This window comes from Streptomyces sp. NBC_00647, assembly GCF_045207245.1.
GTDB lineage: Bacteria > Actinomycetota > Actinomycetes > Streptomycetales > Streptomycetaceae > Streptomyces.
Genome location: NZ_CP109040.1, coordinates 7,077,350 through 7,097,429, shown reverse-complemented (window position 1 = coordinate 7,097,429; position 20,080 = coordinate 7,077,350). Strand labels below are relative to the sequence as shown.

Genomic DNA, 20,080 nt, shown 5'->3' with positions numbered 1-20,080 from the left:
GGGCCGAGGCCTGGAGCCGGAGGTCCGGAGCCGGAGGCCCTGAGCCGGAGGCCCTGAGCCGGAGGCCCTGAGCCGGAGGCCCTGAGCCGGAGGCCCTGAGCCGGAGGCCCTGAGCCGGAGGTCCTGAGCCGGAGGTCCTGAGCCTGGCGCCTCCCCGGGGACCGGAGCGGACGCCTCCCCGGGGACCGGGGCGGGCTCCCCGCCTCCTCGGAAGCTCAAGCTCCCTCAGAAGCCCCCGCCGAAGTCTCCGCCGCCACCGAAGTCGCCTCCCCCGCCGCCCCCGAAGCCGCCGCCGAAGTCGCCCGCGTCGAAGTCGGCACCGGAGACGTCGCCGCCGTCGTAACCGCCGCCGAAGTCGCCGTACCCGGTGCCGTAGGCGGCCCCGTACGAGGGGCTCGCCATCATGCTGCCGAGCACGGTGCCGACGAGAAGGCCGGGCAGCAGGCCGCCGCCGAAGTAGCCGCCCGCCCAGGGGCCGTACGCCGGGCCCGCGTCCCAGTACGGGCGGCGGCCGTACTCCGTCTCGACCTCGCGGACCGCCGGGTCCTCGCCGTCGGCGAGACGGATCCAGTCCGCCTTGCAGACCGGGACCTCACGGGACGCGCCCCCGGCGGGCGTCCACGCCGCGTCGGCGACCGACGGGCCGTGCCGGGGGTCGAAGAAGCAGGGCGCGCGGCGCTCGGGGACCGGGCGGCCCTCGCGGCGCGCGGCCAGCACGGCGAGGGAGAAGCGGCCCTCCTCCAGGGACTGCGTGACACCGCGTACGTCCTCGGGGCGCTGGGCCGCGGCCATGAAGGACTTCGCCTGCTCGTAGGCGTCCAGGGCGCGTTCGTAGTCGGCGCGCATCGCGTCGTCGGCGCCCGCCTCCGCGGGGTGGAAGTCGAGACGGTCCAGTTCCTCGCCGAAGGCGGTGATGTCCTCGTCCACGACCACGCGGAGCCTGTCGAGCGCGGCCCGCTGCTCCTCCTCCTTGCGGCGCCGGTTGCGGCGTACGACCGTGTACGCGCCCGCGCCGCCGACGAGGGCCACCACGCCGACCGCGACCAGCGCGCCCGTGGAGACGCCTCCGTCGCCCGTGCCGCCGCCCCAGCTCGCGGGGGCCGAACCGCGGATGTTGGTGAGGGCGCGGTCCGTGAAGTCGTTCAGCTGGGTGTTCGCGTCCTTCACGCCCTGGACGCTGGTGACGAGGTTCTGCACCGCGGAGCGGGACATCACCGCGGAGTCGGCGCGGGCGTCGAAGCGGTCACCGAGCCTGACCTCGTAGAGGCCGGTGATCCCGGTGGCGGTGCGCAGGTTCTGGAAGAGGTTCTGGGTGGGGAAGTCCGCGGGGAGCACGGCGACGAAGACGGGCTTGTCCGCCTTCTTGATCTTGGCGGCGAGAGCGTCGGCCTCCGGCGCCGAGAGCTGGGCGGAGGCGGCCGGGTCCACGTAGACAGGGCTCTCGCGAAGGGCCGCCGCGACGGTGGAGACGTCGGTGGCCGCGTGGGCCCGGGGCGCCGGGAACCACAGCGCCGCCAGGGCCGCGAGCGCCAGTGCGACCAACAGGCCCGGAAGTCCTCGGGTGCGTGCGACCCTCATGCCTTCGAAGCTACCTGAAACAGAACAAAACTGGGCATCGGGAAGGTGGCGGCTTACCACGCGCGCCGGCCGGGGCTGATGCTCAGCCCCGGCCGGCGCTTCACTGTCCCGGGTGCCTCACCCGGCTCGGTACGCCTCCGTCAGCTTGGCCACCGCCTGCGCGTAGTGGCCGGTCAGCAGGAGATGGTCCGCGTCCGCGAAGGGCTTCGCCGAGGCCGCGGTGACCGACGAGCCGATCTTCTGCTGGACGAGCAGACGGGCCTTCGTCACGGCCGTGCGGGCGACCTCGTCGGCGCCGGACCGCTCCGCCGCCGAGGCGACCAGGGCGAGCGTCCGCAGGGTGGCGGTGCCACCGCCCGGTGTCTTCGTGAGCGTCGTCAGACCCCACCCGTACGGGAACTGCGGGTCGTAGGACGCGTCACCGACGTTGATCGGCAGCTGCGACTCCGTCTTGGGCCAGGTGACCGGAAGCTGCCCGGTGAAGGCGCGCCGCCCGTAGAGGACGTCCGCGACGCCGTCGCCCTCCGTGCCCGGCAGCCAGGAGGCGACGAGCGCGTCGACGGCGCCGAGGCGGTCGCCGATGAGCTGCGGACGGCCCGAGACGATCAGCACCGCGCACTTCATGGCCGCGCACACCTTGTCGACGGCCGCCCTGTCGGCCGCGGTCAGCTCCAGGTCGTTGCCGTTGCCGACATCTCCGACGCCCTCCGCGTACGGGGTCTCGCCGACGACGACCACACCGACGTCGTAGCCGCCGGTCGGGGCGGAGGCGTCCTTCGAGTACGTGACGTCACCGCCGGCCTTGCGCATGCCCTGGAGGATCGTCGTGCCCTGGGTGATGTTCCCGGACGAGCCCTGCCAGGTGATGGTCCAGCCGCCGGTCTGGTTGCCGATGTCGTCGGCGTTGGAACCCGCGACGTACACCTTCTGCGACTTCCTCAGCGGCAGTACACCGTCCGCGTTCTTCAGCAGGACCTGGGACTCGGCCGCCGCCTGCCGCGCCACGGCCCGGTGCGCGGCCGAGCCGATCTCCGAAGCGCCGCTCGTGTCCGCGTACGGCTTCTCGAAGAGGCCCAGCTTGAACTTCTGCGTGAGGATGCGCGCCACGGCGTCGTCGATCCGCCGCTCGCTGACGCGACCGGCCTTCGCCTCGTCCATGAGCGTCGTGCGGAAGTCCTTGTACGAGTACGGCACCATCATCATGTCCACACCCGCGTTGACCGAGCTGCGGACGTGGGACGCGTAGTCGCCGGGGAGCTGGTCGATGGCGTTCCAGTCACTGATCACGAAGCCGTCGAAGCCCATCCGGCCCTTGAGCACGCCGTTGATCATGTCGGCGCGGGCATGCATCTTCACCGGGCCCTGGCCGTCGCCGACGATGTCCAGCGAGGAGTAGGACGGCATGACCGAGCCGACGCCGCGGTCGACCGCCGACTGGTACGGGGCCAGGTGCACGGCCTCCAGCTGCTGCCGGGTGACCTTGGTGACGCCCTGGTCGATGGTGTACGAGCCCGTCGTGGACGTGCCGTACCCGGTGCCGCCGTCGCCGACGAAGTGCTTGGCGGTGGCGAGGACCTTGTCGTCGTCCTTCAGGTCCTTGCCGTCGGCGGCGCCCTGGAGACCCCGGACGACCGTCTCCATGGACTCGACGAGCGCCGGGTCCTCGCCGAAGGACTCGTAGGAACGGCCCCAGCGCTCGTCGCGGGTCACGCACAGGCAGGGCGCGAAGTCCCAGGGGATGCCGGTGGCGCGGACCTCGGCGGCGGTCACCGCGCCGGTCCGCTCCGCGAGCCGGGGGTCACGGGTGGCGCCGATGCCGATGTTGTGGGGCATGACCGTGGCACCGGTGAGGTTGTTGTGGCCGTGCACCGCGTCCACGCCGTAGATCAGCGGGATCTGGAACCGCGTCGCCTGCGACCGGAGTTGGTAGCCGTCGATCATCTTCGCCCAGGCGGCGGCGGTGTTGGGGGTCGGCGTGGAGCCGCCGCCGGAGAGCAGTGAGCCGAGGTCGTAGGCGGCGATGTCACCGCCCGTGCCGATCGCTCCGCGCTCCGCCTGGGTCATCTGCCCGGCCTTCTCCTCCAGGGACATCCGGGAGACGAGGTCGGCGACCCGCTTCTTCACGGGCAGTTTCGGATCGAGGTACGGGAGTCCGTGGGCGTCGATGACGACCTGCGGGGTCTCGGTGGGAGCCTTGGCGCCGGTCACCGTGAGCTTGAGGGGGATCGTCTCGGCCGCTTCGGCGGACCGGTCGCGCAGGGTCGGGATCTTGATGGTGCGGCTCGTGCCGGACGCCGTGCCCGCGGGGAAGGTGATCTCGCCCTTGACCGGGGTGTAGTCCTTGCCCGGCTCGGCGGAGCCGCCCGCGCTCTCGTATCCGACGGTCACGGGCTCGTCGATCGGGGCGGCGCCGGTGGTTGCCACGGAGACCTTCACGGCGGCCGCGGAGCCCTCCTTCACCGTGTGGACGGCGGCGTCGGTGGTGACGGAGGCGCGCAGGGACTGGTCGGCCCTGCCGTACAGCTCGACGTCGTCCATGGCGAACCGCCCCTGGACGCCGACCGGGAGGGTGAGGGCGTATCCCCACATCTGGTTCAGGCCGAGGACCTGGTCGATGCCGCCGACGGGCTGGTAGTCCGTGCGATAGACGAAGTCGGTGAAGGGGATCTCGATCTGTTTCCAGCCGGTGAAGTCGTCGGTGAAGGAGGTCGTCCACAGCTCGGAGGCCTCGCCGTTGGCGCCGCCGTCCTTGATCTCGAAAGCGATCTTCTTGGCGTTGTCGCGGCCGTCCCACCAGAAGCGGATGCCCTTGTGCGCGGACCAGTCGTGGGCCGGCTGGTCCGCCGCGTAGTCGTGGGTGAAGCCTCCGTAGCCGCTGATGTCGTAGTCGCCGGTGAGGACCTTGGCCCCCTCGGGCGCGTCGGTCCTTTCGGTCAGGGCCAGTCGGGGCGGGTCGTCACTGTCGCCGCCCCAGGTGAAGATGCCCTCGGCGGGCTGGCTCGCGAAGGGCACCTCGCCCTCGAAGCGGTCGACCGGGACGGGTGCGGGATCGTCGGCCGCCGCCGTTCCCGCCGACGCGAGCGGAAGCAGTCCGGCGATCAGCGCGGCACCGGCCAGCAGAGCGGTTCTTCGTACGGAATTCCGATCGAGCCTGGTCATGGGGTCCCCCCTCGACTCTCACGCGACTTCTGACGGCTCTTGACGTCTTACGACTTAGATCACGGCGTGAGTTAACTGGCGCCCCGGCAACCCGTCAAGACTTCACGTCAGAACCGGTACACACCCAAGTCACGGCCGGATCAGTGCAGTTGTTCCTTCAGCCTGTGAACGCGCGACCCCTTGACGCGGGTCCGTGGCCGTCATTTACTCACGCCTCGCACGCCTCCCACCCCCACCTCCAGAAGGGCGGCGCTCCATGAGGAGATCCACCAGGAGATCCACTCGGGCGGTCCGGCTGATCGTCGCCGGGCTGCTCACCACCGCGGGATTCACGGCGGCCGCGCCCGCGCACGCCGCGGGCGAACAGGTCACCGCCTATCTGACGACGACGGACGACGCCGGCGGACGCCATGTCGTCCGCGGCCTCCAGGCCCAGGCTCCGTTCGCCTTCCAGTCGGGCAGCGGCGGCAGCGGCGAGAACATCACCGTCGACGAGAACACCCGGTACCAGACCTTCACCGGCGGCGGCGCGTCCTTCACGGACACCGCGGCGTGGCTGATGAACAGCAGCGGCGCCCTGTCGCAGAGCACCCGCGACGCGACGATGCGCAAGCTGTTCTCCCCGACGGACGGGATCGGACTGTCCTTCCTGCGCAATCCGATGGGCGCCTCGGACCTCGCGCGCTTCGGCTACACCTACGACGACGTGCCGGCCGGGCAGAGCGACCCGAACCTCACGCAGTTCTCCATCGCGCACGACCTGGCCGACGTGGTGCCGCTGACCAGACAGGCACTCCAGCTCAACCCCTCCCTGACGGTGATGGCATCCCCCTGGACGGCCCCCGCCTGGATGAAGGACAGCGGGCAGCTCAACGGCGGCTGGCTGAAGGCGGAGAACTACGGCGCGTACGCCGCGTACTTCGTGAAGTACCTTCAGGCGTACCGGGATCAGGGCGTCCCCGTCTCGTACGTCACCGCGCAGAACGAGCCGACCTGCTGTTCGGGCTACCCGTCGATGAGCTGGAACGGCTCGGGGCTCGCCTACTTCACGAAGAGCGAGCTGCTGCCCAGACTCCAGGCGGCCGGCCTGTCCACCAAGGTGCTCGCCCACGACTGGAACTGGGACGTGTACGACTCCTACGCCGCGGGGACCGTCGACGACGCGGCGGTCCGCTCGCACCCGAACTTCGGCGGGATCGCCTGGCACGGGTACGGCGGTGACATCGCCAAGCAGACGAGCGTGCACAACCAGTACCCGGGCCTCGACGCCTTCGGCACCGAGCACTCCGGCGGCACCTGGATCGCGAACCAGCAGCGCGAGGACATGCTCAACATCGTCGACTACACCCGCAACTGGGCGAAGTCGGTGACCAAGTGGTCGCTCGCCGTGGACCAGAACAAGGGCCCTCACAACGGGGGTTGCGGCACCTGCACCGGGCTGATCACCGTGCACAACGGGGACGGGGCGAGCGGGACGGTCGACTACACGGTCGAGTACTACACGATGGGGCACCTGACGAAGTTCGTCCGGCCCGGGGCACAGCGGATCGCCTCCACGGCGTCGTCGGCCGTCCCGAACGTCGCCTGGCGCAACCCGGACGGGTCGAAGGCGCTGATCGCCTACAACGACGGCTCGGCCGCGAAGACCATCACCGTCAACTGGGGCTCCCAGCACGCCACTTACTCCCTGCCGGGCAAGACCTCGGCGACGTTCACCTGGTCCGGGACGCAGTCGGGCGGGGGCAGCCAGTCGGGGGCGTTCGTCGGGCTGGCCGGCAAGTGCCTGGACGTGGCGGGCGGTTCGACCGCCAACGGCGCGGCGGTGCAGCTCTACGACTGCAACGGGTCCGCCGCGCAGTCCTGGACCGTCCAGACAGACGGATCGGTGCGCTCGCTCGGGAAGTGCCTCGACGTCACGTCGGGGTCGACGGCCGACGGCGCGAAGGTGCAGTTGTACGACTGCAACGGAACCGCCGCACAGCGGTGGTCGTACAACTCCGCCACCGGTGATGTGGTGAATACGGCGGCGAACAAGTGCCTGGACGTCACGGACAACTCGTCGGCGAACGGCGCACGGGCACAGATCTGGTCGTGCACGGGGGCCGCAAACCAGAAGTGGCACTTGCAGTAGGGCGGGTCGTGTCCCGCCCTCGACCGGGGGGCGGGACATGAAACGTGCCGTAGTGGCGGTTGTGGGTGTGGTGGCCGGGTGTCTGCTGCTCGGCGGGTGCGGGCCGGAGATACGGCCGCTGGCCGCCGTACGCCTGGATACGGAAGGGGCACCGCGGGCGGTCCTGCGGCCCTGCGGTGACGACCTGATCCGGGGGCTCTCGCTCGTCGGGGCGCCGGCCGGCACGGACTCCGGCCGGAACCGTTCCGGCTGGAAGGTGCCGGGCAAGCGGCACGGCACCCGCGCCGAGTTCCCGCTCTTCTCACCGCTGTCCGCGTGGCGGGCCCGCGCCTCGGGACAGCAGCGGCTGGTGCCGGACTACACGTACCGACTCGGCTTCGGGAAAGCCGAGTTCAACAACGAGTACACCGGCACCGTCACCTTCCGCGCGGCGGACCTCGCCACGCTGAAGCCCGGCCAGGTGTGGGCCGACGACCGGGCGAGGAGCCTCGGCGAGTTCGAGAGGCTCGCCGAGGACTCCTGCTGAGGCGGGCCTACGCGGCCGGCTCGACGCCCGCGCGCAGCAGCCCGAAGGTGTACGCGTCCTCCAGGGCCTGCCAGGACGCGGCGATGACGTTCTCCGCCACGCCGACCGTGGACCACTCCCCCGTGCCGTCGGAGGTGGAGATGAGGACGCGGGTGGTGGAGGACGTGCCGTGCTTGCCCTCCAGGATGCGGACCTTGTAGTCGACCAGCTCCAGCTTGGCGAGCTGGGGGTAGAGCGTCTCCAGGGCCACCCGCAGAGCGCGGTCGAGGGCGTTGACCGGGCCGTTGCCCTCGGCGGTGGCGACGATGCGCTCGCCCTTGGCGAAAAGCTTGACCGTGGCCTCGTTGGCGTGGCTGCCGTCGGGGCGGTCCTCGACGATGGCCCGCCAGGACTCGACCTCGAAGTACGAACGGGCCTTGCCCTCGGCCTCGGCGCGCAGCAGGAGTTCGAAGCTCGCGTCGGCGGCCTCGTACGTGTAGCCCTTGAGCTCACGTTCCTTGACCCGCTCGACGACGCGGCCGACCAGTTCGCGGTCGTCGCTGATGTCGACGCCCAGTTCCTTGCCCTTGAGCTCGATCGAGGCCCGGCCCGCCATGTCGGAGACCAGCATCCGCATGGTGTTGCCGACCTGCTCGGGGTCGATGTGCTGGTACAGGTCCGGGTCGACCTTGATCGCCGAGGCGTGCAGGCCCGCCTTGTGGGCGAACGCCGACACTCCCACGTACGGCTGATGGGTGGAGGGCGTGAGGTTGACGACCTCCGCGATCGCGTGCGAGATCCTGGTCATCTCCCGCAGCGCGCCCTCGGGGAGCACCTTCTTGCCGTACTTCAGCTCCAGGGCGGCGACGACGGGGAACAGGTTGGAGTTGCCGACCCGCTCGCCGTAGCCGTTGGCCGTGCACTGGACGTGGGTGGCGCCCGCGTCGACCGCCGCCAGCGTGTTGGCGACGGCGCAGCCCGTGTCGTCCTGGGCGTGGATGCCGAGCCGGGCGCCGGTGTCCGCGAGGACGGTGGCGACGACGGCCTGGACCTGTGCCGGGAGCATGCCCCCGTTGGTGTCGCACAGGACCACGACGTCGGCGCCGGCCTCCGCGGCGGCGCTGACGACCGCCTTGGCGTACCCGGGGTTCGCGCGGTAGCCGTCGAAAAAGTGCTCGCAGTCGACGAAGACGCGGCGGCCCTGGGAGCGCAGGTAGGAGACGGTGTCGCGGACCATCTCCAGGTTCTCGTCGAGCGTGGTGCGCAGAGCCAGCTCGACGTGCCGGTCGTGGGACTTGGCGACCAGGGTGATCACCGCGGCCCCCGAGTCCAGGAGTGCCTTGACCTGCGGGTCCTCCGAGGCCTTGCCACCGGCCCGGCGGGTCGCTCCGAAGGCCACGAGCTGGGCGTGCTTGAAGTCGATCTCCTGCCGGGCGCGGGCGAAGAACTCGGTGTCGCGGGGGTTGGCGCCGGGCCACCCGCCCTCGATGAAGCCCACCCCGAAGTCGTCCAGGTGCCGCGTGATGGCCAGCTTGTCCGCCACGGTGAGGTTGATGCCCTCGCGCTGCGCGCCGTCGCGCAGCGTCGTGTCGAAGACGTGGAAAGCATCGTCGAGCTCGCTGGTTTCCGTCATGGTCTCAAGGCTCCTGTATTGAATCTCGGTCTACCGGAATGACCGGCTCCACCGTCCCCCAATGATCCCTCGCGCTGCGCTCCCGGCTGAAGGTGGGCCAGAAATGCGAAAAACCCCTCGCGGGTGCGAGAGGTCTGCGCGCGGGTCGAGAACGACGGTGTCCGCCCGTACCTGGTCGTACGTGGCGGTCACTGCGGACCGGCGCGCCTGCTGCCAATAATCGTGGCGAACGAGAGCACGGGGGCAGTCTGGCACATACCGGCCCCTTGCTCACGGGGTGTCTCAGGATGCGAGCACTGGGCTACATGGTCAGCGCGGATGTACGGCGAACACGTCCGCGACCCGAAGGTGCCGCCGGGCAGCGGATGCCCGGCGGTGGAGGAGAGGACGACGGCACGGCCGTGCCGGGCCGCCGCGCCGGAGAGCCGCTCACCCCCGCCGGGCCTTGCCCAGGCGTCCGGACGGCTGTCCGCGAGCGCCGTTCAGCCCAGCGACGCGTCGAGGAACTCTCTTACGTGGGAGATGACCTGGTCGCGGCCGGTGCCGCGGAGGCCGATCGCCACATGGATGGAGAAGCCGTCGAGCAGGGCTCGCAGCCGGGCGCCGAAGCGGTCCGGGTCGACGGCGCGGAACTCGCCGCGCGAGACGCCCTCGGCGAGCAGGGCGACGAGATCCCGGTGCCAGGCGCCCTCGATGGCGACCTGCCGTTCCCGGGCGTCGTCGTCCGCGTTCTGCGAGCGGTTCCAGACCTCCAGCCAGAGCGTCCAGTGCGGGTCGCGGTGGCCGTCGGGGACGTACAGGTCGACGTAGGCGTCGAGGCGCTCGCGGGCGGTCCCGCGCGCGGCGAGCAGCCGGCCCCGCTCGGCGCCGAGGCGGCCCTCGCTCCACTCCAGGGTGCGCAGCAGCAGCTCGTCCTTGGAGTGGAAGTAGTAGAGGAGATGGCCACTGCTCATGCCGACCTCACGGCCGAGTGCCGCCATGGTGAGCTTCTCCAGACCGCGCTCGGCGATCATCTCCATGGCGACGGCGAGGACCTCCTCGCGCGGTGGCGCGTTCTTCCGCGCACCGGCCATCCGTGACTCCCGTTTTCAGACCTTCGGCTGCTGCTGGGTGATGCAGTGGATGCCACCGCCGCCCGCGAAGATCGTACGTGCGTCCACCAGCGTCACGGTCCGCTCGGGGAAGAGCCGGCGGAAGATGCCCGCCGCGATCTCGTCGCGCGGGTCGTCGAAGCCGCAGAGGACGACGCCGCCGTTGCAGAGGTAGTGGTTGATGTAGGAGTAGTCGGCCCAGTGGCCGTCGGCCTCCAGGGCCGTCGGGGCCGGGACCTCGACGACCTCGATGCGGCGACCGCGGGCGTCGGTCTGCGCCTTGAGCCGCCCGATGACCTCTTGGCTGACCTCGTGGTCGGGGTGCGCCGGGTCCTGCTGGGAGTGCGCGACGATCACGCCGGGCCGGGCGAAGGCGGCGACGATGTCGACATGGCCGAGCGTGCCGAATCCGTACGGGGGGTAGTCGCCGGTCAGGCCGCGCGGCAGCCAGATCGCCTTGCTGGTGCCGAGCTGGGCGTGGATCTCCGTCTCGACCTGCTCGCGGGTCCAGCCGGGGTTGCGCTCCGGGCCGAGCTGCACGGTCTCGGTGAGCAGCACGGTGCCCTCGCCGTCGACATGGATCGCGCCGCCCTCGTTCACCAGCCGTGAGGCGTACGTCTTCGCCCCCGCCAGGTGCGCGACCTCGGCGCCGATCTTCGCGTCGTGCTCCCAGCGGGCCCAGGCCTGGGCGCCCCAGCCGTTGAACGTCCAGTCCACGGCGGCGAGTCCGCCCTGTCCGTCGGTGAGGAAGGTGGGGCCGATGTCGCGCATCCAGGCGTCGTCGAGTTCCCGCTCGACGGTGTCGATGCCGGGGCCGAGGAGTTCGGCGGCCGGTGCGGACTGGCCCGGGCCGCACACCACGGTGACCGGTTCGAAGCGGCGCACCACGCGGGCCACCGCCGCCCAGGCCGCGCGCGACTCGGCGAGGTCCTCCGGGTTGTCGAAGGTGGGGTTGGGGCCCGGCCACGCCATCCAGGTGCGTTCGTGCGGGGTCCATTCGGCGGGCATACGGAAGCCGTCGGCGGCAGCAGACATCGGTGATCCTTTCAGGCTGTGTCGATTACAGGAAGTACAGACGGTTGAGGGAGACCGAGTCGGCGGGTTCGGAGCGCAGCGGGTCGCCGTCGAGGGTGACCAGACCGGTGCGCTGGTCCACGTCGACCGCTCCGGTACGGGAGTTGAGGCGCAGGTCGGCGGGGCCGATGCCGCGGGTGCCGCGGACCGCGACGCGGCGGCGGCGGGTCGGCATGGTGTCGTTGCCCTGGTCGAGCGCGGCCTGCGCGACGAAGGCCACCGAGATCTCGGCGGGGGTCGCGCCGTGCGCCCCGAACTGCGGCCCGAGGAGCAGGGGTTCACAGGTGTCGGTGGCGGCGTTGGGGTCGCCGACGACGCCGTACGCCGGGAAGCCGGACTTCAGCACGAGCTGCGGCTTGGCGCCGAAGTACTCGGGGCGCCACAGCACGATGTCGGCGAGCTTGCCGGTCTCGATGGAGCCGACCTCGTGGGAAAGCCCGTGCGCGATGGCCGGGTTGATCGTCAGCTTGGCCATGTAGCGCAGGACGCGTTCGTTGTCGTGGTCCTCGGGGGCGCCGAACTGGGCCTTCATCTTCCCGGCCATGGCGAAGGTCCGGCGCACCGTCTCCCCGGCGCGGCCCATGCCCTGGGCGTCCGAGGAGGTGATGCCGATCGCGCCCAGGTCGTGCAGCACGTCCTCGGCGCCCATGGTCCCGGAGCGGATGCGGTCGCGGGCCATGGCGGCGTCGCCGGGCAGGTCGGTCTTCAGGTCGTGGACGGAGACGATCATGCCGTAGTGCTCGGCGACCGCGTCCCGGCCGAAGGGCAGGGTCGGGTTGGTGGACGAGCCGATGACGTTCGGGACGCCCGCCATCTTCAGGACGTTGGGCACGTGTCCGCCGCCGCAGCCCTCGATGTGGAAGGCGTGGATGGTGCGCCCTTCGAGCACTCTGAGGGTGTCCTCGACGGACAGACACTCGTTCAGCCCGTCGCTGTGCAGGGCCACTTGGACGTCGTGCTCCTCGGCGACGCGCAGCGCGGTGTCGAGCGCGCGGGTGTGGGCGCCCATGTCCTCGTGCACCTTGAAGCCGCTCGCGCCGCCCTCGGCGAGCGCCTCGATCAGCGGTGCGCCGTCGGAGGACGAACCCCGGCCCAGGAAGCCGATGTTGACGGGCCAGGCGTCGAAGGCGCCGAAGGCGTGCCGCAGCGCCCAGGGCGAGTTGACGCCGACGCCCCACACCGGCCCGAACTCCTGGCCGATGATCGTGGTGACACCGGAGGCGAGCGAGGCTTCCATGATGCGCGGCGAGAGCAGGTGGACGTGGGTGTCGACGGCTCCGGCGGTGGCGATGAGTCCCTCGCCGGAGACGATGGAGGTGCCGGTGCCGACCACGACGTCGACGCCGTCGAGGGTGTCGGGGTTGCCGGCCCGCCCGATCGAGCAGATCCGGCCCTCGCGGATGCCGATGGACACCTTGCGGATGCCCTGGACGGCGTCGATCACCACCACGTTGCTGATCACGACGTCGCAGGTGTCCCGGACGGCGGCGGCCTTGAGGTGCAGTCCGTCGCGGGCGGTCTTGCCGAATCCGGCGAGGAACTCGTCGCCGGGGAGCTGGGCGTCGGACTCGACACGGATGGTCAACCCGGAGTCGCCGAGCCGGACCCGGTCGCCGGCCCGGGGACCGTGGGTGGCGGCGTAGGCATGGGGGTCGATGCTCATCGGCCGGCTCCTTCGGTTCCGAGGTATCCGCAGGCGGCGGCCCTGCGCAGGGCCTCTTCCTTGGCTCCGGGCGCGTCCAGGGGGCCGTCGACCAGACCGGCGAAGCCGATCGCGATCCGTTCGCCCCCGATCGGCACGAATCCGACCTCGGCACTCTCGCCGGGACCGAAGCGGACGGAGGACCCCGCGGGCACGGCTAGCCGCATCCCGTAGACGGCGGCACGGTCGAAGTCGAGCCGCGGGTTGGCCTCGAAGAAGTGGAAGTGGGAGGTCACGGAGACGGGCACGGTCGCGGTGTTGGTGACCGTCAGCCGCAGAACCGCCGCGGGCTCGGTGTGCGCGGGCGCCGGCAGCAGCGCGCCCGGGGCCCGGTCGCCGAGTCCGCCGCCGATGGGGCCGGAGACGACCGCGAGCCGGGAGCCGTCGTCGAAGACGGCCTCGACGTGCACCTCGGTGACGACGTCCGCGACGCCGGGCAGGACGTCGTCGGGGCCGAGGACGGACCGGGCGGCCTCGATGGCCTCCGCCAGCCGCCTGCCGTCGCGGGCGGCCTCGCAGACGGTGTCCGCGATCAGGGCGGTGGCCTCCGGCACGTTGAGCCGCAGTCCGCGCGCCTTGCGGGCCCGGGCCAGCTCGGCGGCCGAGAACAGCAGCAGTCGGTCACGCTCCGTTGGGGTCAGTCTCACGCCACGACACCTCCTCGCCTTCCTCCGTTTAGAGCATCACTCTAAACGCCGGATTCATGGATGGGAAACATTGACGGGCAACCGTCGGAGACGCCACATTGAACGTCGCTCTAACACCTGGTGCTTCCCGCACCACTGCCAGGCGGCCGTCAAAGGAGACCAGCCATGCCGATCGAACAGCGCGGAGTCGACACCATCCCCGACGAGGAACGCACCAGCGGACCGCGCGACCTGGTGTCGATCCTGCTCGGCTCCAACCTGTGCCTCGGAGTGATCATCTTCGGCTGGCTGCCGCCCTCCTTCGGACTCGACTGGTGGTCCTCGGTCAGCGCGATCGTGGCAGGCACGGTCGTCGGCACCGCGCTCACCGCGCCGCTGGCCCTGGTGTCCCTGCGGACGGGCACGAACCTCTCCACCTCCTCCGGCGCGCAGTTCGGCGTACGGGGACGGCTGGTCGGCTCGGTCGTCGGTCTGCTTCTCGCGCTCGGCTACACCGCGCTGACCGTGTGGATCGGCGGGGACGTGATGGTGAGCGTCCTCGGCCGCCTCTTCGGACTGGAGGCGAGCGGACTGTCGTACGCCGTCGTGTACGCGCTGCTGGCCGCCGCCACCGTCGCGGGCGCCGTCTACGGCTACCGTGTGCTGCTCGCCATGTCCCGCGCCCTCGCGGTCGGCATGACGGCCCTGCTGGTGGTCGGCGTGATCGCGTACGCCCCGCACTTCACCACCGCGGCGCTCCCGGAGGCCGGCGGCTATCTGCTCGGCTCGTTCTGGCCGACCTGGCTGCTCGCCGCGGTGGCGGCCGGTCTGTCGGGCCCGATCGCGTTCATCACGCTGCTCGGCGACTACACGCGCTACATCTCCCCCGCCCGCCATTCCTCCCCTACGGTCCTGCACGCCACCTGGCTCGGTCTGATCGCCGGTCTGCTGGTCCCCCAGCTCTTCGGCACCTTCACGGCGTACGCGGCCCACGCGGCCCTGGACTACGCGGGCCCGCTGGTGTCCGCGTCCCCCGCCTGGTACCTGGTCCCGCTGCTGCTGGCCGCCTCAGCGGGCTCGGTGGGCAACGCCGGTCTGATGCTCTACTCGATGGGCCTCGACCTCGACGCGATCCTGCCCCGCGCCTCGCGCGCCCGCGCCACCTGCGCGGTCGCCGTCGTCGCCATGCTCTGCGTGTTCGTCGGCCACTACGCCTGGAACGCCCAGTCCGCGATGACGTCCTTCGTCCTGCTGCTGACCGCGATCGGCACCCCGTGGGCGGTCATCACGCTGATCGGCTTCGTCCGCTGCCGCGGCGTCTACGACCCCGACGCCCTCCAGGTCTTCAACCGCCGCTCCCACGGCGGGATCTACTGGTACCGGGCCGGCTGGAACCTCCGGGCCACGGCGGCCTGGGCCCTCGGCGCTCTCGTCGGTCTCCTGGCCGTCTCCCTGCCGTCGTACGAGGGGCCGCTGCTGTCCCTCACGGGCGGGGTGGACTGCAGTTTCGTCCTGTCGGGGCTGGTCGGCGGCATCGTGTACCTGGCGCTCTCACCCGAGCAGGCGTCAGACGGGATCGAGACCGGGCAGGAAACGGCTCGCGCCGAAAGCGGGCTTTAGGTCGCTGAACCAGGTGGCGCGCTCGTCGTACTCGGCGAAGAACGGGCGGCCCACCAGGTCCGGATCGCGGGCCTGGATGAGGTGGAGCACGAAGACCTTCTGGCCGGCCACCTCCGCCGTCCCGTCCACGCAGACCTTGCCCGGCATCGCCGACATGACCGGGCCGCGCACGGTCCGCGCGAGCCCGGACACCTGGGCGTAGGCGTCACGGAAGATCTGGTGGCCGCGGGCGAGCGGCACCCCGAAGTAGCCCTGCGGGCCGGTGTCCCGCTCCACGAACTGGTAGTAGGGCACCGCCCCCAGCGCCGTCGTCTCGTTCCACAGCTCGGCCCACGCCCCGGCGCTGTCGTTGATCCCCTTGACCAGCGGCCCCTGACAGCGGATCACGGCACCCGTGTCGCGCACCCGGCTCATCGCCGCGCGCACGGCCGGGGGCCGCAGTTCCTGGGGATGCGTGAAGTGGGCCATCAGCGCGAGGTGACGGCCGCTCGCCACCACCTTCTCCAGCAGACGCAGCAGCTCGTCGGCGTCGCGGTCGGTGAGGAAGCGGTACGGCCAGAAGGCCAGCGCCTTGGTGCCGATCCGGATCGAGCGGATCGTGTCGATCTCCAGGAGCGGTTCGACGTACCGGCGCAGCACCTCGGTGCTCATCACCATCGGGTCGCCGCCGGTGATGAGCGCGCTCGTGACCTCGGGGTGGGCGCGCAGATAGGCGGACGTGGTGGCGATGTCGTCGGTGGCGATGCGCAGGTCGGACTCGCCGACGAACTGGGGCCAGCGGAAGCAGTACGTGCAGTAGGCGTGGCAGCTCTGCCCCTGGCGCGGGAAGATCAGCACCGTCTCCGGGTACTTGTGCTGGAGACCGGTCAGGCGCAGGCCCTCGTGCACGGGGACGTTGGCGTCGAGCTGGCCGGAGGGATGCGGGTTGAGCCTCATCCGGATCTCGTGGGCCGCGCGCAGGACGTCGGCCTTCGGAGCCTCCTGGGCGAGCAGGTCCGCCATCTGCTTGAGGTCGGGCTCGGGCAGCATCCCGGCCTGCGGGAACGTCAGGCGGAAGATCGGGTCCTCGGGCACGGCCGACCAGTCGATCAACTCGTCGACCACGAAGCTGTTCGTTCGGAACGGCAGGACGGCCGCCACCGCCCGCAGGGCGAGCCGCTCGGCGGGCGCCAGTGACACGCGCTGGAGCAGGCCGTCCAGGTCACGGGGTGTGAAGGCACGGAAGCGAGGGCCCGTGTGCGCGGATCGGGGGCTCACGTCCGGAGCCGGGTGGAGCGCTGAACTCATCGGGTGCCAGGGCCTCTATTCCGTGACGAGAGCCGGCGGCCGCAATTCGACGAAAGCGGTCGCCGACGCATCGTACTTCTCCGCGAAGTGCTGGATGAGCAGCCCGTGCAGCTCACTTTCGTCGTCCACCACGACCAGTTCGTGCGCTCCGGGCGCGCTCAAGGCCTCACTGTGCGCGGACAGTTGATCCAACCGATGGCGTGCCATGTACGAGACGAGGTCGTGCCCGGCGACGTACAGGCAGTCGTCCACGAGGACGAAGCGGCAGCTGAACTCCCGGCGCCCGTCGGTCGCGTCGACCAGGGTCACCGGCAGATGGGTGAACCGTTCCATCGGCTTGCTCTGCTGCCACAGCTCGTCGAAGCGCTGTTCGACGAAGACACCGAGCGGGGAACGGACGGCGACTTCGAGCTGGACGCCTTCGCCGGAGAGGCGGCCGACGGTGAGGAAGGAGACCAGGGAGCGGTCGTCCCAGCGGTAGAGGGTCACTCCGGGGGACGTGGAGCACAGGCGTACTTCGAGGAGCTGACGGCAGTCCTCGTCGAGCCTGCGCGCGAACCGGTCCAGGGTGCGCAGGTTGCGCATGATGTCGCGGCGGATGTCGGCGCTCCGTTCGCCCAGTTCACGGCCGCGCAGGATGACCGCCAGGGAGTCGGGCTCCAGGAGCAGGATCTGCACGCGGGCACCGTGCGCGGTGGCCGCCTTGATGCCCCGGAACAGACGCTCGGAGAACTGCGGGCCGAAGACGCTGGAGAAGGTGTCGAGGACCTTGACGTTCGAGGTCGAGCCGTAGACCTGCGCGCTGAACCACTCGTAGTCCAGCCGGGTGTGTTCGCGGACCCGGCCCTCCTGGGCGCGGCTGATCAGCGGGCCGATCACGAAGACGGTGACGACGACGCCGACGATGTCGGTGCCGAGGTTGAGGGCGAGATTCTCCTCGTAGTTGTCCATCCGCGAGCTGCTCCAGAGCAGCAGCGCTGCGACGGCGGCGAGCAGCGCGAGGACCGTGAGGCTCTGCGGACGGCGTGGGGTGCGCAGGGTACGCACCAGCCAGCGCGGCCGTGACAGCGGCGACCTTGCGCTCACCTGCGCTCCCTCCGTGACCCGTGCGGGCACACAGGAGGACACGCTCCCCCCGTGGAATCAGTGGATACCCGTGTCACGGAAGCGCTACGCGTCGAACGAACAGCCGGTCCCCGCACGCCAGTTGGCAAGAGGAGGACCGGCCACGCGTCGGTGTGCTAGCCCAGCGGGTGCATCCAGCCGTGCTTGTCCTCGGTGATGCCGCGCTGGATGTCGAGCAGGGCCTCACGGAGTCGGAGGGTGACCTCGCCGGGCTCGCCGCCGGACTGCCGCCACTCGGTGCCGGTGCGCTTGACCGTGCCGACGGGGGTGATGACGGCGGCCGTGCCGCAGGCGAAGACCTCGGTGAGGGTGCCGTTCTCGGCGTCGGTCTGCCACTGGTCGATGGAGACGCGGCCCTCCTCGGCGGTGTAGCCGAGGTCGCGGGCGACGGTCAGCAGGGAGTCGCGGGTGACGCCCTCCAGGATGGAGCCGGTGAGGGACGGGGTGACGATCCTGTCGCCGTACACGAAGTACAGGTTCATGCCGCCGAGTTCCTCGATCCACTTGTGCTCGACCGCGTCGAGGTAGCAGACCTGGTCGCAGCCCTTGGCGGCGGCCTCCTTCTGGGCGAGGAGCGAGGCGGCGTAGTTGCCGCCCGTCTTGGCGTCGCCCATGCCACCGGGAACGGCGCGGACGCGGTCCTCGGAGAGCCAGATCGACACCGGCTTCACGCCGCCCGCGAAGTAGGCACCTGCGGGCGAGGCGATGACGAGGAAGAGGTACTCGTTGGCGGGCTTCACGCCGAGGCCGACCTCGGTCGCGATCATGAAGGGGCGCAGGTAGAGGGACTCCTCGCCGCCGTGCGCGGGGACCCAGTCGCGGTCCTGGCGGACCAGCGCGTCACAGGCCTCGATGAAGGTCTCCACCGGCAGCTCGGGCATGCCGAGCCGGCGGGCGGAGGCCTGGAAGCGCTTGGCGTTCTTGTCGGGCCGGAAGGTGGCGACGGAGCCGTCGGGCCGGCGGTAGGCCTTGAGTCCCTCGAAGATCTCCTGCGCGTAGTGCAGGGTCATGTTCGCCGGGTCGAGGGAGAGCGGGCCGTACGGAACGAGCTGGCCGTCGTGCCAGCCGCGGCCCTCCGTCCACTTGATGGTCACCATGTGATCGGTGAAGTGCCGGCCGAACCCGGGGTTGACCAGGATCGCCTCGCGCTCGGCGGCGGAGAGCGGGCTGGCGGACGGCTTGAGCTCGATCGTGGGCTGCGTCATGAGTGGTTTTGTCCTTCACCGGTTGTATGTGACGGGCCGCGCTCACGCCCGCACTGCCAGTGGCCAGTGATAGGACGTCCGAGCATTCCCTCATTCCGCGGCTCCGCGTTCGATTATCGCGCGCGGAGGACCGTGGACGAAACGGTGTGAATACGGCCCAGGGGATTGCCCAGGGGTTGATGGTGGCACCCGGCGAGGGCATAGCAAAAGCCGCCGGGTGCGGATGCGACCCGGCGGCTGCTACGGAACGTAGGCGGAGCGGCGGGTCAGCCGGCTACTCGCAGGGCCAGCGCGTCGCCGATTTCCTCGGTGCTGCGGGCGGGCTTGCCGACCCGCTCGGCGAGATCTGCGGACACCGCGTCCTCGATGCGGGCGGCCTCTGCCTCGTAACCGAGGTGACGCAGCAGAAGGGCGACGGACAGGACCGTGGCGCTGGGGTCGGCCTTGCCCTGGCCCGCGATGTCGGGCGCCGAGCCGTGCACGGGCTCGAACATCGAGGGGAACTCGCCGCTCGGGTTGATGTTGCCGGAGGCGGCGACGCCGATGCCGCCGGAGACGGCCGCGGCGAGGTCGGTGATGATGTCGCCGAAGAGGTTGTCGGTGACGATCACGTCGAAGCGCTCGGGCTGCGTGACGAGGTAGATCGTCGCCGCGTCCACGTGGATGTAGTCGGTGGTGACCTCGGGGAACTCCTCGGCCACCTTGTTGAAGACGTTGGTCCAGAGGTGGCCCGCGAAGGTCAGCACGTTGTTCTTGTGGACCAGCGTCAGCTTCTTGCGCGGACGGGCCTGCGCACGGGCGAAGGCGTCACGGACGACACGCTCGACACCGAACGCCGTGTTGACGGAGACCTCGGTGGCGACCTCGTGCGGAGTGCCCTTGCGGATGGTGCCGCCGTTGCCGGTGTACGGACCCTCGGTGCCCTCACGGACCACCACGAAGTCGATCTCGGGCTGACCGGCGAGCGGGGTCTCGACACCCGGGAGGAGCTTCGAGGGACGCAGGTTGACGTGGTGGTCGAACGCGAAGCGGAGCTTGAGCAGGAAGCCGCGCTCCAGAACGCCCGACGGGACCGAGGGGTCACCGATCGCACCGAGCAGGATGGCGTCGTGCGGCTTCAGGGCGTCGAGGTCGGCGTCGGTGAGGGTCTCACCGGTGGCGTGGTAGCGCCGGGCGCCGAAGTCGAATTCCTTGGTCTCCAGCTTCACGTCCTGCGGAAGGACGCCGGAGAGGACTTTGAGCCCCTGGGCCACGACTTCCTGGCCGATGCCGTCACCGGGGATCACTGCGAGATCGATGCTGCGAGACATGTCGGCACCGTACTCCTTGTCCCATGGGATGACA

General features: G+C 70.7%; 14 protein-coding genes. 3 read left to right on the top strand and 11 right to left on the bottom strand.

Translation table 11 applies throughout. The features are described 5' to 3' along the window. Positions 1 to 225: 225 nt before the first annotated feature. Positions 226 to 1,578: a hypothetical protein gene (locus tag OG788_RS31325; RefSeq protein ID WP_406374628.1), complete on the bottom strand. Its 1,353-nt coding sequence runs from the start codon at positions 1,576 to 1,578 to the stop codon at positions 226 to 228. Between the two features lie 117 nt (positions 1,579 to 1,695). Next, positions 1,696 to 4,737, bottom strand: coding sequence for a glycoside hydrolase family 3 protein (locus OG788_RS31320; RefSeq protein ID WP_406374627.1), 3,042 nt, complete (start codon positions 4,735 to 4,737; stop codon positions 1,696 to 1,698). Positions 4,738 to 4,993: 256 nt separating this feature from the next. Between OG788_RS31320 and OG788_RS31315 the strand changes: the two genes are divergently transcribed. Continuing rightward, complete coding sequence (locus OG788_RS31315; RefSeq protein ID WP_406374626.1) at positions 4,994 to 6,868, top strand: lectin; 1,875 nt, start codon at positions 4,994 to 4,996, stop codon at positions 6,866 to 6,868. Positions 6,869 to 6,905: 37 nt separating this feature from the next. After that, positions 6,906 to 7,394 (top strand): hypothetical protein, encoded by a 489-nt coding sequence (locus OG788_RS31310; RefSeq protein WP_406374625.1) that lies wholly within the window; start codon positions 6,906 to 6,908, stop codon positions 7,392 to 7,394. 7 nt (positions 7,395 to 7,401) lie between these two features. Here the strand turns inward: OG788_RS31310 and cimA are convergent, their stop codons facing one another. From cimA to ureA, 5 genes are all read right to left on the bottom strand, one after another. Beyond that, a complete protein-coding gene (gene cimA / locus OG788_RS31305) occupies positions 7,402 to 9,006 on the bottom strand; it encodes a citramalate synthase (protein ID WP_351541732.1) in 1,605 nt (534 codons plus the stop codon). A 482-nt stretch (positions 9,007 to 9,488) separates the two neighbouring features. Next, on the bottom strand, positions 9,489 to 10,079 hold the full coding sequence (locus tag OG788_RS31300) for a TetR/AcrR family transcriptional regulator (RefSeq protein ID WP_351541733.1): 591 nt from the start codon (positions 10,077 to 10,079) through the stop codon (positions 9,489 to 9,491). Positions 10,080 to 10,094: 15 nt separating this feature from the next. Continuing rightward, the gene (locus OG788_RS31295) at positions 10,095 to 11,132 is read right to left on the bottom strand and encodes an agmatine/peptidylarginine deiminase (protein WP_406374624.1); all 1,038 of its coding nucleotides are present in this window, start codon (positions 11,130 to 11,132) and stop codon (positions 10,095 to 10,097) included. A gap of 25 nt (positions 11,133 to 11,157) precedes the next feature. Continuing rightward, positions 11,158 to 12,834, bottom strand: a complete 1,677-nt coding sequence (locus tag OG788_RS31290; protein WP_406374623.1) for an urease subunit alpha — start codon at positions 12,832 to 12,834, stop codon at positions 11,158 to 11,160. After that, positions 12,831 to 13,520 carry an urease subunit gamma gene (gene ureA, locus OG788_RS31285; protein WP_351541736.1) on the bottom strand — a complete coding sequence of 230 codons (690 nt, stop codon included), beginning with the start codon at positions 13,518 to 13,520 and terminating at the stop codon, positions 12,831 to 12,833. Before ureA ends, OG788_RS31290 begins: the two co-directional genes overlap by 4 nt. Positions 13,521 to 13,685: 165 nt before the next feature. On the opposite strand from ureA, the gene OG788_RS31280 reads away from it, so the two are divergent. Next, positions 13,686 to 15,119: a cytosine permease gene (locus OG788_RS31280; RefSeq protein ID WP_406374622.1), complete on the top strand. Its 1,434-nt coding sequence runs from the start codon at positions 13,686 to 13,688 to the stop codon at positions 15,117 to 15,119. On the opposite strand, the gene OG788_RS31275 is transcribed toward OG788_RS31280, so the two are convergent. The 4 genes from OG788_RS31275 to OG788_RS31260 form a co-directional block, all read right to left on the bottom strand. Continuing rightward, on the bottom strand, positions 15,066 to 16,376 hold the full coding sequence (locus OG788_RS31275) for a KamA family radical SAM protein (RefSeq protein ID WP_406374621.1): 1,311 nt from the start codon (positions 16,374 to 16,376) through the stop codon (positions 15,066 to 15,068). The genes OG788_RS31280 and OG788_RS31275 overlap by 54 nt on opposite strands. A 45-nt stretch (positions 16,377 to 16,421) precedes the next feature. After that, positions 16,422 to 17,492, bottom strand: coding sequence for a hypothetical protein (locus tag OG788_RS31270; RefSeq protein WP_406374620.1), 1,071 nt, complete (start codon positions 17,490 to 17,492; stop codon positions 16,422 to 16,424). A gap of 155 nt (positions 17,493 to 17,647) precedes the next feature. After that, a complete protein-coding gene (locus OG788_RS31265) occupies positions 17,648 to 18,736 on the bottom strand; it encodes a branched-chain amino acid aminotransferase (protein ID WP_351541740.1) in 1,089 nt (362 codons plus the stop codon). Between the two features lie 266 nt (positions 18,737 to 19,002). Further along, a complete protein-coding gene (locus OG788_RS31260) occupies positions 19,003 to 20,046 on the bottom strand; it encodes a 3-isopropylmalate dehydrogenase (RefSeq protein WP_406374619.1) in 1,044 nt (347 codons plus the stop codon). Between the last annotated feature and the right edge of the window lie 34 nt (positions 20,047 to 20,080).

Coding starts and splice junctions, on each gene's coding strand:
- OG788_RS31290 (WP_406374623.1), bottom strand. CDS start 12,834: ATGAGCATCGACCCCCATGCCTACGCCGCCACCCACGGTCCCCGGGCC.
- OG788_RS31295 (WP_406374624.1), bottom strand. CDS start 11,132: ATGTCTGCTGCCGCCGACGGCTTCCGTATGCCCGCCGAATGGACCCCG.
- OG788_RS31280 (WP_406374622.1), top strand. CDS start 13,686: ATGCCGATCGAACAGCGCGGAGTCGACACCATCCCCGACGAGGAACGC.
- OG788_RS31320 (WP_406374627.1), bottom strand. CDS start 4,737: ATGACCAGGCTCGATCGGAATTCCGTACGAAGAACCGCTCTGCTGGCC.
- OG788_RS31310 (WP_406374625.1), top strand. CDS start 6,906: ATGAAACGTGCCGTAGTGGCGGTTGTGGGTGTGGTGGCCGGGTGTCTG.
- OG788_RS31315 (WP_406374626.1), top strand. CDS start 4,994: ATGAGGAGATCCACCAGGAGATCCACTCGGGCGGTCCGGCTGATCGTC.
- OG788_RS31265 (WP_351541740.1), bottom strand. CDS start 18,736: ATGACGCAGCCCACGATCGAGCTCAAGCCGTCCGCCAGCCCGCTCTCC.
- cimA (WP_351541732.1), bottom strand. CDS start 9,006: ATGACGGAAACCAGCGAGCTCGACGATGCTTTCCACGTCTTCGACACG.
- OG788_RS31300 (WP_351541733.1), bottom strand. CDS start 10,079: ATGGCCGGTGCGCGGAAGAACGCGCCACCGCGCGAGGAGGTCCTCGCC.
- OG788_RS31325 (WP_406374628.1), bottom strand. CDS start 1,578: ATGAGGGTCGCACGCACCCGAGGACTTCCGGGCCTGTTGGTCGCACTG.
- OG788_RS31260 (WP_406374619.1), bottom strand. CDS start 20,046: ATGTCTCGCAGCATCGATCTCGCAGTGATCCCCGGTGACGGCATCGGC.